Origin of the sequence: Halobacterium bonnevillei (assembly GCF_009831555.1) — an archaeon.
In the GTDB taxonomy this organism is placed as follows: Archaea; Halobacteriota; Halobacteria; order Halobacteriales; family Halobacteriaceae; genus Halobacterium; species Halobacterium bonnevillei.
Window position 1 is genome coordinate 1 of sequence record NZ_WUUU01000050.1, and the last position, 18,106, is coordinate 18,106.

Consider the following 18,106-nt stretch of genomic DNA (forward strand, 5'->3'; position numbering starts at 1 on the left):
CCCTGGTCGGCAGCGGGCAGCTCACGATGACGCCGGGCGTGCTCGTCGGCGCGGCCGCCATCGGCGCCGGCGCGTTCGCGCTCGGCCCGCGGACGATGGAGACGGTGGGCAACGACATCACGAATCTCCCCATCGAGGCCGCGCTCGTCGTCGAAGTCGTCGCCGCCACCATCATCACCGGGCTCTCGTGGGCGGGCATCCCCGCCAGCCTCGCGATCACCGCGACGATGTGTGTCATCGGCCTCGGGTGGGGGCGCGCGAGCCGCCGCATCCCGCTGGAGGAGACGCTGTCCGCGGAGGAACTGGACCCCGACGAACGGGACGCCTGGGAGGAGGACAGCCTCGACCTCTACGACAGGCGCGTCACCAAACGCATCGTGTCGACGTGGCTGGCGACCCCGCTGGTCGCGGGCCTGCTGGCGTTCGTCGTCTTCGTGGCCGCGGACTACGCCGGGATGGTCTGACCGGACTGCCGCCGGGTCGCCGACCCAGCGGTCTGTGAGGACGTCCCGAGGATGCGATACGTTCTTGCCGCGGCCCGCGCAAACCTCCACAAATGCTGAGCAGACAGTACGTCCGCGACCACGCCGACGAGGTCCGGGAGGCCCTCGACAAGAAGGGCGTGGACGCGGACCTCGACCGGATTCTGGAGATCGACGAGGAGTGGCGCGAACTCAAAGCCCGCGGCGACGAACTCCGCCACGAGCGCAACCAGGTCTCCTCGAAGATCGGCGAGCTCAAGCAGGAGGGCGAGGAGGAGCAGGCCCAGGCGGCCATCGAGCGCTCGCAGGAACTCAAGGCGGAACTGGCGGACGTCGAGGAGCGCGCGGACGAACTCGAGGGCGAACTCGAGCGGAAACTGCTGACGCTCCCGATGATCCCGCACCCGGACGTTCCGGTGGGCGAAGACGAGTCCGAGAACGTCGAGCGCCGCCGCGAGCTGTTCGACGACCTGCGCGAGTTGCCCGAAGAGGTGGTGCCGCACTACGACCTCGGGGAGGACCTCGACATCCTCGACTTCGACCGCGGCGCGAAGGTCGCGGGCGGCGGCTTCTACTTCGCGAAGGGCGCTGGCGCGCGCCTCGAACACGCACTCGTGCAGTTCATGCTCGACCTCCACCGCGAGCAGGGCTACGAGGACGTCTTCCCGCCGATTCCGGTGAACTCGAAGGCGATGGAGGGCACCGGCCAGTTCCCGAAGTTCGTGGAGGACGCCTACCGCGTCGGCGGCGAGAACGGCGACGAGTACGACGACGACGACCTCTGGCTGCTGCCGACCGCGGAGGTCCCGGTGACGAACATGTACCGCGACGAGATCCTGCTCAGCGACGACCTCCCGCACAAGGTCCAGGCGTACACGCCGAACTTCCGCCGGGAGGCCGGCGAGCACGGCACGGAGACACGCGGCATCGTGCGGGTCCACCAGTTCAACAAGGTGGAGATGGTGAACTTCGTGGAACCCGAGGAGAGCTACGAGCGCTTCGAGGGCCTGGTCGCGGAGGCCGAGTCGGTCCTCCAGGAACTCGAACTCCCGTACCGCATCCTCGAGATGTGCACGGGCGACCTGGGGTTCACGCAGGCGAAGAAGTACGACGTCGAGGTGTGGGCGCCCGGCGACGACATGGAGGAGGGACCTGAGGAGGGCGGCCGCTGGCTGGAGGTCTCGTCGGTCTCGAACTTCGAGGACTTCCAGGCGCGGCGCGCGGGCATCCAGTACCGCCCCGAGCGCCACGAGAGCGCCGAATACCTCCACACGCTGAACGGGTCGGGGCTCGCGATTCCGCGCGTGATGGTCGCCATCCTCGAGTACTACCAGAACGAGGACGGCACCGTCGACGTCCCCGAGGCGCTCCAGCCCTACATGAACGGGCAGGAAGTCATCGAGGGGTCGGGGAAGGTCGGCGAGAGCGCGCTCGGCGCCGGCGAACGCGAGTAGTCACGCGATTCCGGTACGGACCAGTCAGGGCGCTTCGACGGCGAGTTCGAGTTCGACGCCCAGCCCGAATCGGAGGGCGACGGCGTACGTTCCAGGCTGGAGGCATGCTTTCCGATTCTCGAGCGCGCGGGGGTTCTGCCAGACCGCGTGGTCGATGTGGGCTATCGTTCCCGGCGGGAGGTCCGAGAGGTCGAGTTTCCCGAGGAGCACGGTAATCGAGTCCACGTTCGGCGTCCAGCAGCCCGGGTGTCGCTGGTCGTAGGCGACGTCCGGGTCCACGAGGGCGATGGCTGGCGCGTCCCCGGGCGCGCTCGAGTCGCGGCTGAACACCGTCGGCGACCGCGGCATCGTTGACTCTTCGGGCGCGCCACCGTCGCCCGGATGCTCGTACGTCGACCGGAGCACCATCGGTTCGCCGAGCGTCGCAGCGGACTGCTCGACCGTCGCGTCGTACTCGAAGGGGTCGTCGGCGGCCTCGAGCACGCGAACGGACAGGCGGTACTCGGGTTCGCCACGGGGTGCGCGGGCCGTACACCCGGCGAGCGTGGTGCTCGCACCGACAGCGATGAGGAACTCCCTGCGGTTGGAGGGCATCGGGTTCCTGGTTCGGAGCCCCTCCAAAAGTGTATTTTGCCGGTGAGTGGACGCCAGTCGACCGCCTGTATCAGGCGCCAGTAATCCGGTTCTACGACGGAGCAGTGCTGCCCGCGGTCGACTCCGAAGTCGCGTAGGTCTCCAGGCCCTCGATGCGCTCCTCGTTCACGTCGAAGACGTCGACGAACGCGAACAGTTCGCCGCCGCCGCCCGCGTCGAGCACGCGGCCCCTGGCCGCCACGCCGCCCCGACCCTCGTAGACCGCGTCCACGACGTGCCGGGTGTCCGTCTTCGGGCGGTCGTCGCGCATGAACGAGACGAACGCCTCGCGGTCGTCGAGGGTCATGTCCGGCCGCACGTGCGTGAACTCCGGCGCGAGAAGGTCCCGCAGCGCCTCGTAGTCGCCGTCGTCGATGGCGTCGTAGTACGTCTGCGCGAGGGCGGCGGCGTCCATACCGCGACAAACGCGTCGCCCGGACAAGAAAGCCGCGACAAACGTGCCACCCTGACGACAACACCGCGACAAACGCGTCGCCCGGACGACAACACCGCGACGCCCGAACGGGGCGTTTTTGCACGGTCGCACCCAATTGCGAGTGTGGAACTGCACGTCCGGTACGAGGGCGACGACGACCCCGAGAAGTGCACGGCCCGGAAGCTCGCGCGCTTCGACGAGGCGGTCCTGCACGAATCGTCGCGCGCGACGCCGTACGGCGTCGTCCTGAACCCGCACGCGGACGTGGCGCTGTCGCCGGCGGACGCCGACCACGGCCGGCTGGTCGCGCTGGACTGCTCGTGGGAGACCGCGGGCGAGGCGATGTTCGAACTGGCCGGCGAGCACCGCGCGCTGCCGTTCCTCGTCGCCGCCAACCCCGTGAACTACGGCCAGCCGTTCCAGCTGAACACCGTGGAGGCGTTCGCGGCCGGCCTCACCATCCTCGGGGAGCGCGACCGCGCCGAGCGGGTACTCTCGAAGTTCACGTGGGGGCACACGTTCCTGGAGCTCAACGAGGAGCCGCTGCGCCGGTACAGCGAGTGCGAGGACTCCAGCGACGTCGTCGCCGTCCAGGAAGACTATCTCGCAGACGAGCCGGCGGCTGCGGACGGGGCAGACGCCGACGGAACGGAAGCCGACGGAGCGGAAGCCGACGAATCGCCGCCCGAGTCTGGTGGTGAGGGCTCGTGACCGGGGACCTGTCGGATACGTACGTCGCGGCGCTCCAGCACGACACCGCCGACCTTCCGGCGGACGCGACCCTGGTCGGCGTCGTTCGACGACCGACCGGCTGGTTCTCGGCGGCCGTCGACGAGAACGTCCCCGAACTCGGCCCACCCGATGGCTTGCTCGACGACGCGAAGGCGCGGGAATCCGAACTCGCCGACCACGGCGTCGACGACGCGGAAGCGAACCGGCGGGCGTGGGCGGACGTCGACTTCGCCGCGCGCTACCGGGACTACCTCGACGCCGACGGCGAGGCCCAGGCCGCCGTCGACGGCCTCGCCGAGCGGCTCGCGGCCGGCGAGTCGCTGGCGCTCGTCTGCTTCGAGAACACTGACGAGAAGCGATGTCACCGGACGATTCTCCGGAACCGGCTCGCCGACAGACTGACCGGCTGACGGGGCGACAGCCCCCGGGTTCGGCGAACTGACGGCCGCGTACGGGGTACAGGCGGCGTCGCCGGTGTTCCGAACCGCTTAAACGCGCCCCGAGCGAACGGGTGGCCATGAGCCAGACTATCGAGGAACGCCTGCTCGAGAAGCAGATCTGTATGCGGTGTAACGCCCGCAACCCGAAGCGCGCCAGCGAGTGCCGAAAGTGCGGCTACAAGCGCCTCCGTCCGAAAGCCAAGGAGTCCCGGTCGACGTAACGCGGTTCCCCGGCGCCGACAGTTCTACCACTCGTCTTCGAGGACCGAGTAGTACCTCACGTCGCAGTACTCGCCGTTCACGTACACCTCGTCGCGGTGCGTACCCTCGTGCTCGAAGCCGAGAGTCTCCCAGATGCGCGCAGAGGCGTCGTTGCCCTCGAAGACCCGCGCGACGACGCGGTGACGGCGGTGCTGGGCGAACGCGTAGTCCGTCGCGAGGCGGCCGGCCTCGGTGCCGTAGCCGTTGCCCCAGTAGTCCTCGGCGACGAAGATGCCGATCTCGGCGCTGCCGTTGACGTCGTCGACGCCGTGAACGCCGACGCTGCCGACCGGGTCGCCGTCGACCGCGATGACGAAGTTGACGTTACCGTCGTCCTCGCTGGCGTGGTCTTCGTACCACTCGCGTTCCTGGGTCTCCGTGACGGGAGTGCGGGCGCCGATGGTGGGCCAGACGGCGGGGTCGTTGACCGTGTCGCGGAGGAAGTCGACGTCGTCCTCCGAGACGGCACAGAGGTCGACGGTCGCCCCCTCGATGAAGGGTCTACCGGGCATACGCGACGCAACGAGAACGACCGAGAAAAGGGTTCTCGTGGTGTGGCAAGGCCACTCAGTGCACCCGCCTGCTGCACCCAGCGGGGACCCCCACGGCACGCGCCGACTCGAGCGACGAACCGGGCGTCACTCCCCGGGGTACTTCGGTTCGCGGCGCTCCGCGCGTTCCAGCGCGCGCTCGACGACGCTGCGGACGTCGCCGTGGAAGACCTCACCGTGTCCTGCATACATGTGTTCGACGGAGTCGGGCATGCGGGTGAGGAGCTCCCTGACGCTCCCGATGAGTCGCTCCCTGGACTGCCCGGGGTAGTCGGTGCGGCCGAAGCTGCCGTCGTCGAACGCGCCGTCGTCGTGGACGACGACGTCCCCGGAGAACAGCGCCGTCTCCGACACGAGCGAGACGTGGTCGGGTGCGTGCCCGGGCGTGAACACCACCTCGAAGTCGTCGCTGCCCACGGTCACCGTGTCGCCGTCAGCGAGTTCGTGCGTTCGCAGCGGGTGGTCGGCGAAGGCGTACACGGCCGGGTCGAAGGCGTCCACGACGGCGTCCAGTTGCTCGACGTGGTCGCCGTGCTGGTGGGTGAGGACGACAGCATCCAGGTCGTCGACGTGGCGGCGGAGTTCGTCGACGACGCCGTCGTACGCGCCGGCGTCGACCAGAGTCGAGTGCCCGTCGGCCGCCAGGTAGGCGTTACACGTGAACGTCTCAGCAGCGCGCGTGACGTGGACTACGTCCATACGTACCGCGACGGCCCGCGGCGTCGTAAAACCGGTGGGGTTTTTCAGTATCGAGGCCAAATTTGGCGGGGAATTTTTGGTGTGGGAACCCGTACTTTAAACCAGGCATGGGTTTCGGGAGTTACGACGAATCCGAACAGGAGAACCAGTCTCTGGACTCGGAGGACATCGACGCCGAGGAGGGACTCGACACCGCCGAATACGAGCACTCGGGAGACGTGAGCTACGAGATCGGCGCGTCGAACGACGAACTACTCGACCGCCTGCAGGACATCAAGGGCGAGTAGCGTCGTGAAATCTGGGACGCGCGCCCTGGGCGTCGCGGAGTCCTACGACGGAGCCGCGTCGACGTTCGCGGGCGCAGTCGTACGGGCGTCCCGCGTCGCGGACGGATTCTCGTTTACTTCGTGTACGGTCGGCGGCACGGACAGCACCGCCGCCGTCGTGGACTGTTACGAGCAACTGGACCGCGAGGACGTCCAGTACGCGTTCGTGGCGGGCATCGCGCCCGCGTGGTTCAACGTCGTCGACCTGGAAGCCGTCCACGACGCAATCCAGCGACCCGTCCTCTCGGTGTCCTTCGAGGAGAGCGACGGCCTGGAGGCCGCCATCACCCGGGAGTTCGACGACGACGGGGCCGCCGACCGGCTCGCCGTCTACCGCCGGCAGCCGGACCGCCGGCCGGTCGACGTGAACGGCGAGCGCGTGTTCGTGCGGGCCGTCGGCTGCGAGAACCCCGGCGAGGTCGTCCGCGCGTTCACGCCGGAGGGCGGGCGCCCCGAGCCGCTCCGGGTAGCGCGGCTCGCCGCGCGCGCGGCCGACGACTACGCACAGTCGTAGTCGCCTGCTGTACAGTCGTCGCCGCGTGCTCGTGGCGTCCCACAGCACTAGCCGCGTTGGTGCGGCGTCTACAGGAATATCGGCGGCCGACCCGAGTCGTGTACGCTTAACTCCGCGGCCGTGGTCCGGGGAGACATGAGCGACACGGACGGCATGGAGGGCCTCGAGGTCGCGGCGTGCACGCGCTGCAGCGACCTCGAGGAGTCCCGCAGCCAGATCGTCAACGGCGACGGACCACCGGACGCCGACGTGCTGTTCGTCGGTGAGGCGCCGGGCGCGAACGAGGACGCGGAGGGCGTGCCGTTCGTCGGGCGGAGCGGCGACGTGCTCGACGACGAACTCCGCGACGCCGGGCTCTCGCGGACGGACGTCCGCATCACGAACTGCGTGCGGTGTCGGCCGCCGGAGAACCGCGACCCCTCGAAGACGGAGCTGTCGAACTGCCGTCCGTACCTCGAGCGCGAGATCGACCTCGTCGACCCCGACGTCGTCGTGACCCTCGGGAAGGTCCCGGGCGAACACCTGCTCGAACGGGACGTCGCCGTCACCAGCGAGACGGGCAGCGTCGAACGCGTCGAACTCGGCGGCGAACCACGGGAGGTATTGGTCTGTCTGCATCCCGCGGCGACGCTGTACGACGCCAGCCAGCAGGACGCGTTCCGCGCGACCATCGAAAAAGCAGCGACGATAGCGGGTGCCAGCGGCGGACAGTCCCGGTTAGGGGAGTTCTAGTCCGAGCGGCCGACCCACTTGTCGGCGTCGAACAGGCCCTTGATCGTGTCGAACACCGACGAGCCCTGGCTCTCGCCGGGGCGGAGTCGCGCACGGATGCGCGAGGACATGAGTTCGACGCTGATGACGATGAGTACGACCATCAGCAGGCCGGCGGCCGCCTGCGAGTACGCCTCGGGGGTTCCGAACTGGATTTTCAGACTGATGTACTGCCCGAGGCCACCCGCGCCGACGACGCCGAGGCTGATGGCGATGCGGGTGTTGATCTCGAGGACGTACATCGTCCACGCGATGAACGACGAGGAGACCTGACTGAGCATCCCGAAGATGACCGTCTGCGGGCGGTTGGCGCCCGTGGAGCTGATCGCCTCGATGGGGCCGTCGTTGATCTCCTCGAGTTCGTCCGTGAACAGCCGGCCGAGGTTCCCGATGGTGTCCGTCGCGATGGCGAAGATAGCGGACTTCGGGCTGATACCGAACAGCGGGATGTAGATGAGAATCCAGACGAGCGACGGCACGGCGCGAATCGTCGACATCGTGCCGCGGAAGATGAAGTTGAACGGGAACGGCGTGACTCGCTCGGAGCCGAGCACGCCCAGCAGGAGCGCGAGCGGGAAGCCCAGCACCGTGCCGGTGAAGCCGACGACGACGGTGGTGACGGCTGCCGCGACGAGCACGGAGCCACTGGACCCGGTCGCGCCCGCGCTCTCGATGATAGTCCCGGGATGCGTGAGACTGTACCAGAGGCCGTCCAGGCCAGCGATGTTACGTTCCTTCGAGGTGAGCGTGAAGTCGACGAAGTCCGGGTTCAGGAACTCCGCGACGAAACTCAGCCAGACGGGGAACTGGCGAACCAGTTCCGCGACGGTGAACCCGACCAGGCGCATCCCGAGGCCGGTCGCCGCGATCACCGCGACGACGCCGACGATACTCAGGATGCGCCGGCGTCGCTGCTGGCGCTCGATTCGCTCCTTGACTCGCTGGATGCGACTCGACGCCATCAGGATTCACCCGCGATCTGTTCGACGCCGTGGTCGGTCGTGTCGTCGCCGTAGTAGATGTCGTCGACGACGTCCATCGTCAGGTCCTCCTTGCCGCCGTCGAAGACGACTTCGCCCTCGCGGAGGCCGATGAAGCGTTCGCCGAACTCCCGGGCGATGTTCACCTGGTGCAGCGAGACGATGGAGGTCAGGTCGCGTTCGGTGGCGGCGTCCTTGAGGTACTGCATCACTTCCTGGGCCGCGCGCGGGTCGAGGCTCGCGACCGGTTCGTCGGCGAGCAGGAGACTCGGGTTCTGTGTGAGCGCGCGAGCGATGCCGACGCGCTGCTGCTGGCCGCCGGACATCGACCCGGCGCGCTGGTCGGCTTCCTCCAGCAGACCGACGGTGTCGAGGGCGTCCAGTGCGAGTTCCTTGTCGTCCTCGTCGTAGTGGGTGAGCACGCTGTCGATGGTCTCCGTGCGGTTCAGCGCGCCCGTGAGCGCGTTCCGGTACGCGCTCATCGACTCGACGAGGTAGTGCATCTGGAACACCATCGCGATGTCCGAGCGCGTGCCAGTGACCTCCTCGCCACCGATTTCGAGGGTTCCCTCGGTGGGCTGCGTGAGGCCGTTGAGAATTCGGAGAAGCGTCGACTTACCAGCGCCAGACGGTCCCAGGAGGACCACAAACTCGCCATCAGGAATCTCGAATGATACGTCGTTCAACGCCACCGTGTCTTCGCCGTAGATTTTGGTGACGTTCGTTGCGGTGACAGTCGCCATTCTCTCGTTGTTGTAGAAAGCCGGCCCGATTAGGCCAATATGTTGTGTTTTTCAGTTCTGCAGCCGCGTTACTCCTCGGTTGTCTCGTCGTCCTCGAAGACGTCCTCGCTGTAGCCGAGGTCCTGGGCGACGTCGATGACGGGCTGGTAGGTGTCCACGCCGCGTTCGCGGACGCCGTCGAACCACAGGTCGTCGTCGGTTCCTTCCTCGCCGTCCTCGCCGTAGTACAGGGAGTCGTCGGCTTCGGTGAACGCCTCGATGATGGTGTCTTTCTCGTCGTCGCCGAGTTCGGGGCTCACGACGATCGGCGCGCGCGGGATGCCGTCCTCGGACGCGACCTCCCGGATGCCTTCGGCGTACTCGGACTCGTCACCGGAGGCGATGAAGTAGCCGACGCCCGCTGCGTCGGCCTGGTCGTTGCGCAGCGCTTCCATCGCGGACGCGTGGCTCGACCAGCTGGGGTCGAAGTTCGCGCCGGCCGGGCTCCCGGGTTCGTCGGGGATTTCGAGGCCTGCGTCCTTGAGCATGTACAGGGGGTACAGCGAGCCGGACGCCGACAGCGCGTCGGCGAACGCGACGGACTTGCCCTCGAGGTCCGCGGGCGACTCGATGTCGGAGTCCTCCTTGGTGACGATGACGGACTTGTACGTCCAGCCGCCGAACGCGTGGCGCTGGAGGATGATTTCGGCCTTGTCGGAGTTGACGCCGAGGGCGGCCGCGAACGGGCCGGTTTCCGCGACGTCCGCCGTCCCGGAGTCCAGCGCGTTCAGGGTCGCCGCGTAGTTGGCGGCGTACTTGATGTCGACCTCGTCGACGGCGTCGATGGTTTCGGCGAGGCGCTCCTGGACTGGCGTGTACTGCGCCGTCATCTGGTCCTGTGGTTCTGTTGGTGACATGAGGAACCGCACGTCACCGTCGCTGTACGGCTGTTCGCCAAACTGTCCGAGACATCCTGCGGTAAGACCGGCCGCGCCGGCCGCACCAGTTGCTTTGAGGAAACTGCGTCGGTCCATGGGGAATACAACTGTCAGTTGGATAGTCGAATGAAAAAGGTTTTCATTCTATCCACGGGTGTGCATACATCTCTTTACTCGACTCCGAAGGAATACATAGACCTCCGTAGGGCGGACGGGCGGGTGGCAATACTCGCCAACGGCGTCGGGCAGGTTTCGCCGGAAGGAAAGGAACTTGCACGCGGCCCGCGAAGGAACGCCCATGAGCACGACGGCCAGCGAGCAGACGACGGCGTCCGTCGTCGTGGTGGACTACGGCCTCGGGAACCTCCGGAGCGTGACGCGCGGCCTGGAGCGCGCGAACGCCGCCGTGACCATCTCCGACGACCCGGGTGCACTCGACGACGCTGACGGCATCGTCCTGCCGGGGGTCGGCGCGTTCGGGGACGGCATGGAGAACGCGGGACCGTTCCGGGACGCGCTCTCCGACGCCGCCGCCGACGGCCGTCCGCTGTTCGGCATCTGCCTCGGGATGCAGATGCTGTTGACGACCAGCGAGGAGGCCGAACGCGAGGGGCAGGGCGACGTCGAGGGTCTGGACCTGGTGCCCGGACGCAACGTCAGGTTCCACGGCGACGTGAAGGTCCCGCACATGGGCTGGAACGAACTCGACGTCACACGCGACCACCCGCTCGTAGCGGACGTGGACGGCGAGTACGCGTACTTCGTGCACTCCTACTACGCGGAACCGGACAGCCCCGACCACGTCGTCGCGGAGACGGACTACGGGACGACGTTCCCGTCGGTCGTCGCGAACGACGAGGGCAACGTCTTCGGCACGCAGTTCCACCCCGAGAAGTCCGGGGAGACCGGGCTCCAGATTCTCCGGAACTTCGTCGACATCTGCGCGAACCAGTAGCCGGACCACCGCGCGCTCGCTGTCCGTGAGTCGGTCACAGGGCCGAGCAACGTTTTTCCCGTTCTCAGCGAGACGTCGGTCCATGACGAGCGTCGAGTACGGCGCGAGCGCCGACGAGTTGTGGTCGCTGTACCGAGAATACGACTGGTGGTCGGACCGAGAACCCGACTCCGTCCGGCGCGCACTCCGGAACACGGACGAGACGGTCCTGCTGCGGGACGAGGAGACCGGCGACCCGGTGGCGTCCGCGCGCGTGTTGACGGATTACGTCTACTACGCGATGGTCTACGATGTGATCGTCGCCCAGGACCGCCGCGGCGATGGCCTCGGCACAGAACTGATGGCGGCCATCCGCGACCACCCCAGACTCCAGGACGTCGCGCCCTCGCTGCTCGCCCGCGAGGGCCTCGTGTCCTTCTACGAGTCCTGTGGTTTCGAGGTGCGGGACGGGGCAGTCGAGCACCCGGACGGCGATCCGGAGCCGCTGTCCTGGATGCTACACGAACGCGACTGAGCGGCGGAATCCGGAAGCTCCGGGGCCTCCGGCCGGCGCGACGGCCGTGCCCGGACCGTACCTGACGGCCACCAGATATTTACCACAAGACGTATTTGTGGACGGGCTGACCTCTGAAAAGAACGACCAATGGAATGCGACCCCGGACCCTCCGAGCGGAGGAACGTGGGCGGACCGACCGAGGAAACCGACAGCGCCACCGACGAAGCGCCGTCCCTGCCGACGATCTGTTTCGTCTGCCAGCAGACCATCGGCGACCGGACGGCGCAGCTGCCGCGCGGCGAGCCGGTGCACCCGGACTGCGCGGCCCAGCGCCGCGAGGCCCTGTCGCGTCCCACCCCGAGCGTGGAGTGAGGTCGCTCGACCGGTCTGACTGTTCGGCAGCATCCACGAGCGAGCGGCGCGAGGCGTAGGGAACCAACGACTCGGCATGCGCGAACGGCGAGCGTAACGAGCCGTGAGCAAGGAGCGTAAGGCCGCGAGCGCTGGAGAACGTGGGTTACAGGAAGTCCCGGACTTCGCTGTAGAACATGTCGTGGTGGTCGACTTCGCCGACGCGCTCGGCGATGTCGACGGCGATGGCGTGCCAGCAGGATTCGTCGGGGGCGAGGTTGTACTGGGTGTCTTCGCAGTTGCAGCCGCCGGCTTCGACGATGTATTCGTCTTCGTGGCCGACGACGACGGTGAAGTCGTTGTATTGTTTGACGCGGCCTTCGCTGGCGGCTTCGATGGCGCGTTGGCCGCGGTCGCCGTGTTCGGCGAGGATGGCTTCGGTGATGGGCGCGGTGAGTTCGCCGGTGTCGGCGAGTGCATCGCGCCAGTCGTCGACCTCGGGCACGACCTCGTGTTGGGTGGCGGGTGGTTTAGCAGGTTCGGTCGGTAGCCCGTGGTATGTATTGACGTATCAAAATAGTTCTTTAATGATTGTTAATGCGCTTCCCCCCATATTACATTATTAATCATTACCTTTATCTGGTTCGTCGTCCCGCCACCAGATGCGATGCACGTAGCAAGACACTCGCCGGACCACACCGCTGGAAAATCGGCACACGCCCGAACGCCACCCAACGAACGCACTGCGCGCAGGCCGACGCAGCCACCCACCAGACGATGTCGAACGACACGAACATAGACCCCACCACGACGCGACCGAACCGGGACGAGACCACCACGAGACGCCCCGACTCCGACAGCACCGACACGGCGTACACCGACACCGACTGCACGGGCGCGCCTGTCGTCCCGGACCTCCGGGGGGACGCCGACCAACGCGAATCGATCGCCGAGACCGTCTGGAGCCACCGCACCACGGAACCCAACGATGAGTGACGACTACCCCGACTACACGCGACGAGACATCGACAACCCGGCAGGCCGCGAGTTCCGCGACCTGCTCGACGACCAGCTGTACGTGTTCGCGCCGGGCCTCTACCACGCCCTCGACGCGCGACTCGCCGAACGCGCCGGCCACGACGCCGTCTACATGAGCGGCTACTCCACCGTCCTCGGGCAGTTCGGCTACCCCGACCTCGAGATGGTGTCGATGACCGAGATGGTCGAGAACGCCAAGCGCATCGTCGACGCCACCACGCTCCCGGTGGTCGCGGACTGCGACACCGGGTACGGCGGCGTGCACAACGTCCGACGGGCCGTCCGCGAGTACGAGAAGGCGGGCGTCGGCGCCATCCACATCGAGGACCAGACCACGCCGAAGCGCTGCGGCCACATCGCCGGCAAGCAGATCGTCTCCCGGGAGAAGGCCCGCGCGCGCTTCGAGGCCGCCGTCGACGCGAAGCAGAGCGAGGACACCGTCATCATCGCGCGCACCGACGCCTACGGCTCCGCGAACGGGGACTGGGACGAACACCTCGAACGCGGCCGCATCTACGCGGACGCGGGCGTCGACCTCGTGTGGCCGGAGATGCCGGACCCGAGCCGTGAGGACGCCGTCGAGTACGCCGAGACCATCCACGAAACGCACCCGGACCTCAGCCTGGCGTTCAACTACTCGTCGTCGTTCGCGTGGAGCGAACAGGACGACCCGCTCACCTTCGAGGAGCTCGGCGATCTCGGCTACGAGTACATCTTCATCACGCTGTACGGCCTGCACTCGGGCGCGCACGCCGTCTACGAGGACATGGTGAACATCCGCGAGCACGCCGAGCAGGCGCAGTTCGACCTCGAGGACCGCTACCTCGGCCACGAGACGGAGTCCCACCACGACCTCTCGCTGGTGTCGCGCTACCAGGACATCGAGACGCAGTTCGACCCGGAGGCGAAGCGCCGCATCGAGGAATCCGAGGGGTTCAGCGAGGACGAACGCGACCCCATCACGGCCGACGACCCGGCCGCCCCGGAATCGAGCACCGATGACTGAGTCGGCCACGACGGCGGACCCCACGGCGCGCCACTACGACCGCGAGTTCGTGCGGACGTTCTTCACCTCCCCGACGGCGGTGGAGGGCGAGGACGACTCCGCGAAGATGCTCCGCAGCGCGGCCCAGCTGCGCGGCATGCGGGCGCCGGACGTCTGGGTGCCGGACAACGAGGACGCCACCGCGCCGTCGATGCGAGCGGAGGGCGTCCGGAACATCGTCGACGTCGTGCGCGAGCACGGCGCGGCCGTTCCGGGGGAGATTCATCCCCGCGTCGTCTGGCACCGCGACGACCCACAGACCCGCTACCGGGGGTTCCAGCAAATACTGGAGATTACCGACCCCGAGAACGGCGCCGTCGAGCACATCGACGGGTTCGTGATCCCCGAGGTGGGCGGCGTCGACGACTGGAAGAAGGCCGACGAGTTCCTCACGATCGCGGAGCGCGAACACGGCCTCGACCCCGAATCGCTGTCGATGTCCGTCATCGTCGAGAGCGGGGAAGCCGAACTCGCGATGGGTGACCTCCGCGAGGAGATGGGCAAGCCAGCGAACAACCTCCAGCGGCTGTTCCTGCTGGTGGACGGCGAAGTCGACTACACGAAGGACATGCGCGCGATGACGCCGACGGGCGAACTACCGCCGTGGCCCGAACTCCGGCACAACACCTCGCGGGGCGCCAGCGCGGCCGGCCTGGTCGCGGTGGACGGCCCGTACGACGACATCCGCGACGTCGAGGGCTACCGCGAGCGCATGCGCGAGAACCGCGCGAAGGGGATGACCGGCATCTGGTCGCTCACCCCGACGCAGGTCGAAGTCGCCAACACCGCGCCGCTGCCGCCCGAGAGCGGGCGCTGGCTCCTGGAGGTCGACGGCCGGGAAATCGAACTCGACGCCGAGGAGGGCCGGCACGTCTACCGCGGCGACGGCCTCGGCCTCGAAGAGACCGGCACCGGCCAGTACGTCCTCCGCGCGGGCGGCGACGAGCAGACCCTGGACGCCGACGAACTCCGCGAGGAACTGCTGGACCGCGCGGCCTACGTCCCGAGCATGGACGACATCGTCGACTCCATGGAAGCGTTCGAGGACGCCAAGGACGCCGGGAAGGGCGCCATCGCGATGACCCGCGAGGCGACCCTCGAGATCGACGGCGTCGCGGTCGAACACAGCACGGACCGCATGTGGGACGAAGCCACCTACCAGGCCGCGAAGACGCCGATCACGCTGTTCCAGGACGTCTACGAGCACCGTCCCGACCAGCACGACGACCTCGAGCAGCGGTACGGCGCGGACGTCGTGGAGCGCGCGACGAACGTGGGCTGACACGGCAGCCGGGCCCCGTTCCCGGCAGCCACTCCGAAGACTGGCCGCTGCAGCCCACTCGGGCGACCGGCGACTGCACACCGCGAGCGTCGACGGTCCGGACTGGCTCTCCGACCGGCGCTCGCGGGCGGTCGCGCTGTCGTCCGGGCGACCGGCGAACCGACGGACGTGCTCGCGTCTCGGTTCGCTCACCACTTCGGACGAGCACTGTCGCTCCCGACCGACAACCGCGGTGCTTTTTTCGAGCGGCCACCGAGTAGCGGTATGCTCGTCGAGGAGGGCGGCGTCACCGTCGAGGTGCCGGAAGCGTCCGGCGGCGGCGAGGGCGCGACCGAGGCCGTGTTCTTCAACCCGACGCAGGAACTCAACCGGGACCTGACGGTGGCGACGCTGTCGGCGTACCGCCAGCGGGAGTCGCGCGCGGAGACGTACCTCGACGCGATGGCGGCCAGCGGCATCCGCGGGGTGCGTGCGGCCGCCAGCGGCTGGGACGCGACGCTCGCGGACCTCGACCCCGAGGCCGTGGCGCTCGCACGGGAGAACCTCGCGCGCAACGACCTCGACGGAACAGTGGTCGAGCGGAACGTCAACAGCCTCCTCCACGAAGAGGGCGAGTTCTTCGACGTCGTGGACCTCGACCCGTTCGGGACGCCGATTCCGTTCGCGGACGCCGCGTTCGCGAACGCGCGCAACCTCGTCTGCGTGACCGCGACGGACACCGCGCCGCTGTGTGGCGCCCACTTCGAGTCCGGCGTCCGGAAGTACGGCGCCGTCCCGCGGAACACGGAGTACCACGCCGAGATGGGGCTTCGGGTGTTGCTGTCGGCGCTCGCGCGCACCGCCGCCCGATACGACGTCGGCGTGACGCCGATCCTGAGCCACGTCAGCGACCACTACGTCCGCACGTACCTCGACCTGTCGCACACCGCGACCGACGCCAACGAGGCGCTCGACGAACTCGGGTACGTCTACCACTGCCAGGAGTGCCTGCACCGGAGCCACGACGACGGCCTGATCGCCCATCCGCCAGACGAGTGCGCGCGCTGCGGCGGCACCCAGGTCCTGCCCGCCGGCCCGCTCTGGCTCGGGCCCGCCCACGACCGCGAGTTCGTCGCGACCGTCCGCGAGCACGTGACCGACGAGATGGGGACCGCCAAGCGCGCGCGGAAGCTCCTGGACACCATCGAGGGGGAACTCCACCAGCCGACGCACTTCGACCAGCACCGCCTCTACAAGCAGTGGTCGGAGCCGGCCGTCGGGATGGACGAGTTCCTCGCGGAACTGCGGGAGGCCGGCATCGACGCGTCCCGCGCGCACTACGGTGGCACGACGTTCAAGGCCGACGCCGCGGTGGCCGACATCGAAGCCGCCATCCAGGGGTAGACGGGGTCGGTCCCGGAAACGGCCAACGGCGCAGCGGCCGGTCCCGCAAGAGCGCGATTTATCACGGAGGGCGGTGAAGACGGTGACGTGACTCGAATCGGGACCGGCCTCCGTCTCGCGCGAACGATGGTGGCGAAGGCGCGAGACGAACAGGTGACGTTTCTCGCGGCGGCCGTCGCGTACTACGCGTTCGTCTCCCTGATTCCGCTCCTGGTGTTGGCTGTCGCCGTCGGCACCGTCGTCGGCGGCGTCGAACTCGTCGACAGCGTCGTGGGCGCGCTCGACCAGTTCCTCACGTCGACCGGCGAGCAGACCCTCCGGGACGCGCTGACGAACGCGCGCGGCCGAACGGGCGCGACGGCGCTCAGCCTCGTGTTCCTGACGTGGTCCGCGCTCAAACTGTTCCGCGGGCTGGACGTGGCGTTCTCCCAGATCTACGGCGTCGAGGCGGTCGAATCGCTCCCCCGGCAGGTGGCCGACGGCCTCGTCGTGTTACTGACGCTGCCACTGGCTATCGGCTCGGCCGTCGCCGTCTCCGTCGTCGTGCCGTACCTCGAGGTCGTACCGCTTCTAGACCTCGCGAGCGCGATTGCGCTCCCCGTCGCGTTGACGCTGGCGTTCACACCCGCGTACTACGTCTTCCCAGACGTCCCGATGACCGTCCGAATGGCGCTGCCCGGCGCGGCCTTCGCGGGCGTCGGGTGGACGCTCCTCGCACAGGGATTCCGCGCGTACGCCTCGCTGGTCGGCGGCGGCGAGGTCTACGGCATCCTCGGGGCGGCACTGTTGCTGGTGACCTGGCTGTACTTCGGCGCCATCGTTATCACGCTCGGCGCGGTAGCCAACGCCGTGCTGTCGGGACGAACTGACGACGACGACGCCGAGCAGCGCCCCGAACCGCCAGACGAAGCGCCGGACGTCGCCGAACTCGGCGCGGAGGTCGAGGCGTTGCGCGCGGACCTCGAGGCGAAGACGGTCAGCCGGTCGGACCTGGAAGCCGACCTCAAACAGTACGTCCGCCAGCGCCTCCGCCGCGGGAAAGCACGCGGCTGGGGCCCCTACCTGGTGTTGCTGTACGGTACGCTGATGACCGTCGGCGCGTTCGCGTACCTCGACGGCGGATGGGCCATCCTCGCAATGATCGTCGTGTGGCTGTCGACGCTCGGCCTCTACACGCTGATGGTGTTGTTCGGCCTGAGCGTGAGCGCCGTCGGCCTCCCCGGGCGAATCGCCGACCGCTTGCGGTCGCTGCGACGATGAGCCCGGTCGTCACTGGCGCCCCGTCGTCCCGCGGCGTCGGCGTCACGGAGACGCTGGCCGGCAGTCTGCCCGAGGCGCTCGTGCCCGTGGTCGTCGCGTTGACGTTCCTGGGGAGCACGTGGTTCCTGACGACGGTCGGGCCGGCAGTCTACCTGTTCGGTCCGCGGCGCGACTGGGTGTCCCGCCGGAACGGCGCGCGCTTGCTCGCCGTGAGCATCGGCGCGCTGGCCGTCGTCGTCCTCTCGAAAGGGCTCTTCGCGGAGCCGCGCCCCACCGGAGTCCGTGATGCCGAATCGCCGAAGACGGGAACGGCTTCCCGAGCGGGCACGCCACCGGCGCCGCGGCGTTCTACGGTGG

The 18,106-nt window shown here is 68.2% G+C and carries 24 protein-coding genes and 1 pseudogene; 17 read left to right on the forward strand and 8 right to left on the reverse strand.

Annotated features, from left to right (window positions below; genetic code table 11):
• Nucleotides 1-464 (forward strand): inorganic phosphate transporter (locus GRX66_RS08070; RefSeq protein WP_201292959.1); only part of this gene is annotated, 464 nt, incomplete at its 5' end.
• A gap of 92 nt (nucleotides 465-556) precedes the next feature.
• Complete coding sequence (serS, locus tag GRX66_RS08075) at nucleotides 557-1,936, forward strand: serine--tRNA ligase (protein ID WP_159526106.1); 1,380 nt, start codon at nucleotides 557-559, stop codon at nucleotides 1,934-1,936.
• 24 nt (nucleotides 1,937-1,960) lie between these two features.
• Here the strand turns inward: serS and GRX66_RS08080 are convergent, their stop codons facing one another.
• On the reverse strand, nucleotides 1,961-2,530 hold the full coding sequence (locus GRX66_RS08080; protein ID WP_159526107.1) for a hypothetical protein: 570 nt from the start codon (nucleotides 2,528-2,530) through the stop codon (nucleotides 1,961-1,963).
• A gap of 91 nt (nucleotides 2,531-2,621) precedes the next feature.
• Entirely contained in the window at nucleotides 2,622-2,984 is a 363-nt protein-coding gene (locus GRX66_RS08085) for a nuclear transport factor 2 family protein (protein WP_159526108.1), read from the reverse strand.
• A gap of 144 nt (nucleotides 2,985-3,128) precedes the next feature.
• On the opposite strand from GRX66_RS08085, the gene GRX66_RS08090 reads away from it, so the two are divergent.
• The 3 genes from GRX66_RS08090 (at nucleotide 3,129) to GRX66_RS08100 (ending at nucleotide 4,398) form a co-directional block, all read left to right on the forward strand.
• On the forward strand, nucleotides 3,129-3,716 hold the full coding sequence (locus tag GRX66_RS08090) for a DUF367 family protein (RefSeq protein ID WP_325064007.1): 588 nt from the start codon (nucleotides 3,129-3,131) through the stop codon (nucleotides 3,714-3,716).
• Complete coding sequence (locus GRX66_RS08095) at nucleotides 3,713-4,147, forward strand: DUF488 domain-containing protein (protein ID WP_325064008.1); 435 nt, start codon at nucleotides 3,713-3,715, stop codon at nucleotides 4,145-4,147. The genes GRX66_RS08090 and GRX66_RS08095 overlap by 4 nt, the downstream gene beginning before the upstream one ends.
• A gap of 107 nt (nucleotides 4,148-4,254) precedes the next feature.
• Nucleotides 4,255-4,398, forward strand: a complete 144-nt coding sequence (locus tag GRX66_RS08100) for a 50S ribosomal protein L40e (protein ID WP_159526109.1) — start codon at nucleotides 4,255-4,257, stop codon at nucleotides 4,396-4,398.
• Between the two features lie 24 nt (nucleotides 4,399-4,422).
• Here the strand turns inward: GRX66_RS08100 and GRX66_RS08105 are convergent, their stop codons facing one another.
• Together GRX66_RS08105 and GRX66_RS08110 are read right to left on the reverse strand one after the other, a co-directional pair.
• Nucleotides 4,423-4,950, reverse strand: coding sequence for a GNAT family N-acetyltransferase (locus GRX66_RS08105; RefSeq protein WP_159526110.1), 528 nt, complete (start codon nucleotides 4,948-4,950; stop codon nucleotides 4,423-4,425).
• Between the two features lie 126 nt (nucleotides 4,951-5,076).
• Nucleotides 5,077-5,688 carry an MBL fold metallo-hydrolase gene (locus tag GRX66_RS08110; RefSeq protein ID WP_159526111.1) on the reverse strand — a complete coding sequence of 204 codons (612 nt, stop codon included), beginning with the start codon at nucleotides 5,686-5,688 and terminating at the stop codon, nucleotides 5,077-5,079.
• Between the two features lie 107 nt (nucleotides 5,689-5,795).
• On the opposite strand from GRX66_RS08110, the gene GRX66_RS08115 reads away from it, so the two are divergent.
• From GRX66_RS08115 to GRX66_RS08125, 3 genes are all read left to right on the forward strand, one after another.
• Nucleotides 5,796-5,975: a DUF5786 family protein gene (locus GRX66_RS08115; protein ID WP_159526112.1), complete on the forward strand. Its 180-nt coding sequence runs from the start codon at nucleotides 5,796-5,798 to the stop codon at nucleotides 5,973-5,975.
• A 4-nt stretch (nucleotides 5,976-5,979) separates the two neighbouring features.
• Nucleotides 5,980-6,528: an endonuclease dU gene (locus tag GRX66_RS08120; RefSeq protein WP_325064009.1), complete on the forward strand. Its 549-nt coding sequence runs from the start codon at nucleotides 5,980-5,982 to the stop codon at nucleotides 6,526-6,528.
• Between the two features lie 135 nt (nucleotides 6,529-6,663).
• Nucleotides 6,664-7,260, forward strand: coding sequence for a uracil-DNA glycosylase (locus tag GRX66_RS08125; protein WP_159526113.1), 597 nt, complete (start codon nucleotides 6,664-6,666; stop codon nucleotides 7,258-7,260).
• Here the strand turns inward: GRX66_RS08125 and GRX66_RS08130 are convergent.
• From GRX66_RS08130 to GRX66_RS08140, 3 genes are all read right to left on the reverse strand, one after another.
• The gene (locus tag GRX66_RS08130; RefSeq protein ID WP_159526114.1) at nucleotides 7,257-8,261 is read right to left on the reverse strand and encodes a PhnE/PtxC family ABC transporter permease; all 1,005 of its coding nucleotides are present in this window, start codon (nucleotides 8,259-8,261) and stop codon (nucleotides 7,257-7,259) included. The two genes, GRX66_RS08125 and GRX66_RS08130, sit on opposite strands and share 4 nt — an antisense overlap.
• Nucleotides 8,261-9,022, reverse strand: coding sequence for a phosphonate ABC transporter ATP-binding protein (phnC, locus tag GRX66_RS08135; protein WP_159526115.1), 762 nt, complete (start codon nucleotides 9,020-9,022; stop codon nucleotides 8,261-8,263). Before phnC ends, GRX66_RS08130 begins: the two co-directional genes overlap by 1 nt.
• Before the next feature lie 68 nt (nucleotides 9,023-9,090).
• Nucleotides 9,091-10,035, reverse strand: coding sequence for a phosphate/phosphite/phosphonate ABC transporter substrate-binding protein (locus tag GRX66_RS08140; protein ID WP_159526116.1), 945 nt, complete (start codon nucleotides 10,033-10,035; stop codon nucleotides 9,091-9,093).
• Nucleotides 10,036-10,237: 202 nt separating this feature from the next.
• On the opposite strand from GRX66_RS08140, the gene hisH reads away from it, so the two are divergent.
• From hisH to GRX66_RS08155, 3 genes are all read left to right on the forward strand, one after another.
• Complete coding sequence (gene hisH / locus GRX66_RS08145) at nucleotides 10,238-10,894, forward strand: imidazole glycerol phosphate synthase subunit HisH (RefSeq protein WP_159526117.1); 657 nt, start codon at nucleotides 10,238-10,240, stop codon at nucleotides 10,892-10,894.
• Between the two features lie 82 nt (nucleotides 10,895-10,976).
• Entirely contained in the window at nucleotides 10,977-11,408 is a 432-nt protein-coding gene (locus GRX66_RS08150) for a GNAT family N-acetyltransferase (RefSeq protein ID WP_159526118.1), read from the forward strand.
• 165 nt (nucleotides 11,409-11,573) lie between these two features.
• A complete protein-coding gene (locus GRX66_RS08155; protein WP_159526119.1) occupies nucleotides 11,574-11,762 on the forward strand; it encodes a hypothetical protein in 189 nt (62 codons plus the stop codon).
• A gap of 145 nt (nucleotides 11,763-11,907) precedes the next feature.
• On the opposite strand, the gene GRX66_RS08160 is transcribed toward GRX66_RS08155, so the two are convergent.
• The gene (locus GRX66_RS08160; RefSeq protein WP_325064010.1) at nucleotides 11,908-12,246 is read right to left on the reverse strand and encodes a hypothetical protein; all 339 of its coding nucleotides are present in this window, start codon (nucleotides 12,244-12,246) and stop codon (nucleotides 11,908-11,910) included.
• Between the two features lie 272 nt (nucleotides 12,247-12,518).
• Between GRX66_RS08160 and GRX66_RS08165 the strand changes: the two genes are divergently transcribed.
• The 6 genes and pseudogenes from GRX66_RS08165 to GRX66_RS08190 form a co-directional block, all read left to right on the forward strand.
• Complete coding sequence (locus GRX66_RS08165; protein ID WP_159526120.1) at nucleotides 12,519-12,737, forward strand: hypothetical protein; 219 nt, start codon at nucleotides 12,519-12,521, stop codon at nucleotides 12,735-12,737.
• Nucleotides 12,730-13,785: an isocitrate lyase gene (gene aceA / locus GRX66_RS08170; protein WP_159526121.1), complete on the forward strand. Its 1,056-nt coding sequence runs from the start codon at nucleotides 12,730-12,732 to the stop codon at nucleotides 13,783-13,785. Before GRX66_RS08165 ends, aceA begins: the two co-directional genes overlap by 8 nt.
• The gene (gene aceB / locus GRX66_RS08175; RefSeq protein ID WP_159526122.1) at nucleotides 13,778-15,106 is read left to right on the forward strand and encodes a malate synthase AceB; all 1,329 of its coding nucleotides are present in this window, start codon (nucleotides 13,778-13,780) and stop codon (nucleotides 15,104-15,106) included. Before aceA ends, aceB begins: the two co-directional genes overlap by 8 nt.
• A gap of 264 nt (nucleotides 15,107-15,370) precedes the next feature.
• Complete coding sequence (locus tag GRX66_RS08180) at nucleotides 15,371-16,489, forward strand: tRNA (guanine(26)-N(2))-dimethyltransferase (protein ID WP_159526123.1); 1,119 nt, start codon at nucleotides 15,371-15,373, stop codon at nucleotides 16,487-16,489.
• 87 nt (nucleotides 16,490-16,576) lie between these two features.
• Nucleotides 16,577-17,749 carry a YihY/virulence factor BrkB family protein gene (locus GRX66_RS08185; protein ID WP_325064011.1) on the forward strand — a complete coding sequence of 391 codons (1,173 nt, stop codon included), beginning with the start codon at nucleotides 16,577-16,579 and terminating at the stop codon, nucleotides 17,747-17,749.
• A pseudogene (locus GRX66_RS08190) lies at nucleotides 17,746-18,106 on the forward strand (hypothetical protein); the annotation flags it as partial. The gene GRX66_RS08185 and the pseudogene GRX66_RS08190, both read left to right, overlap by 4 nt.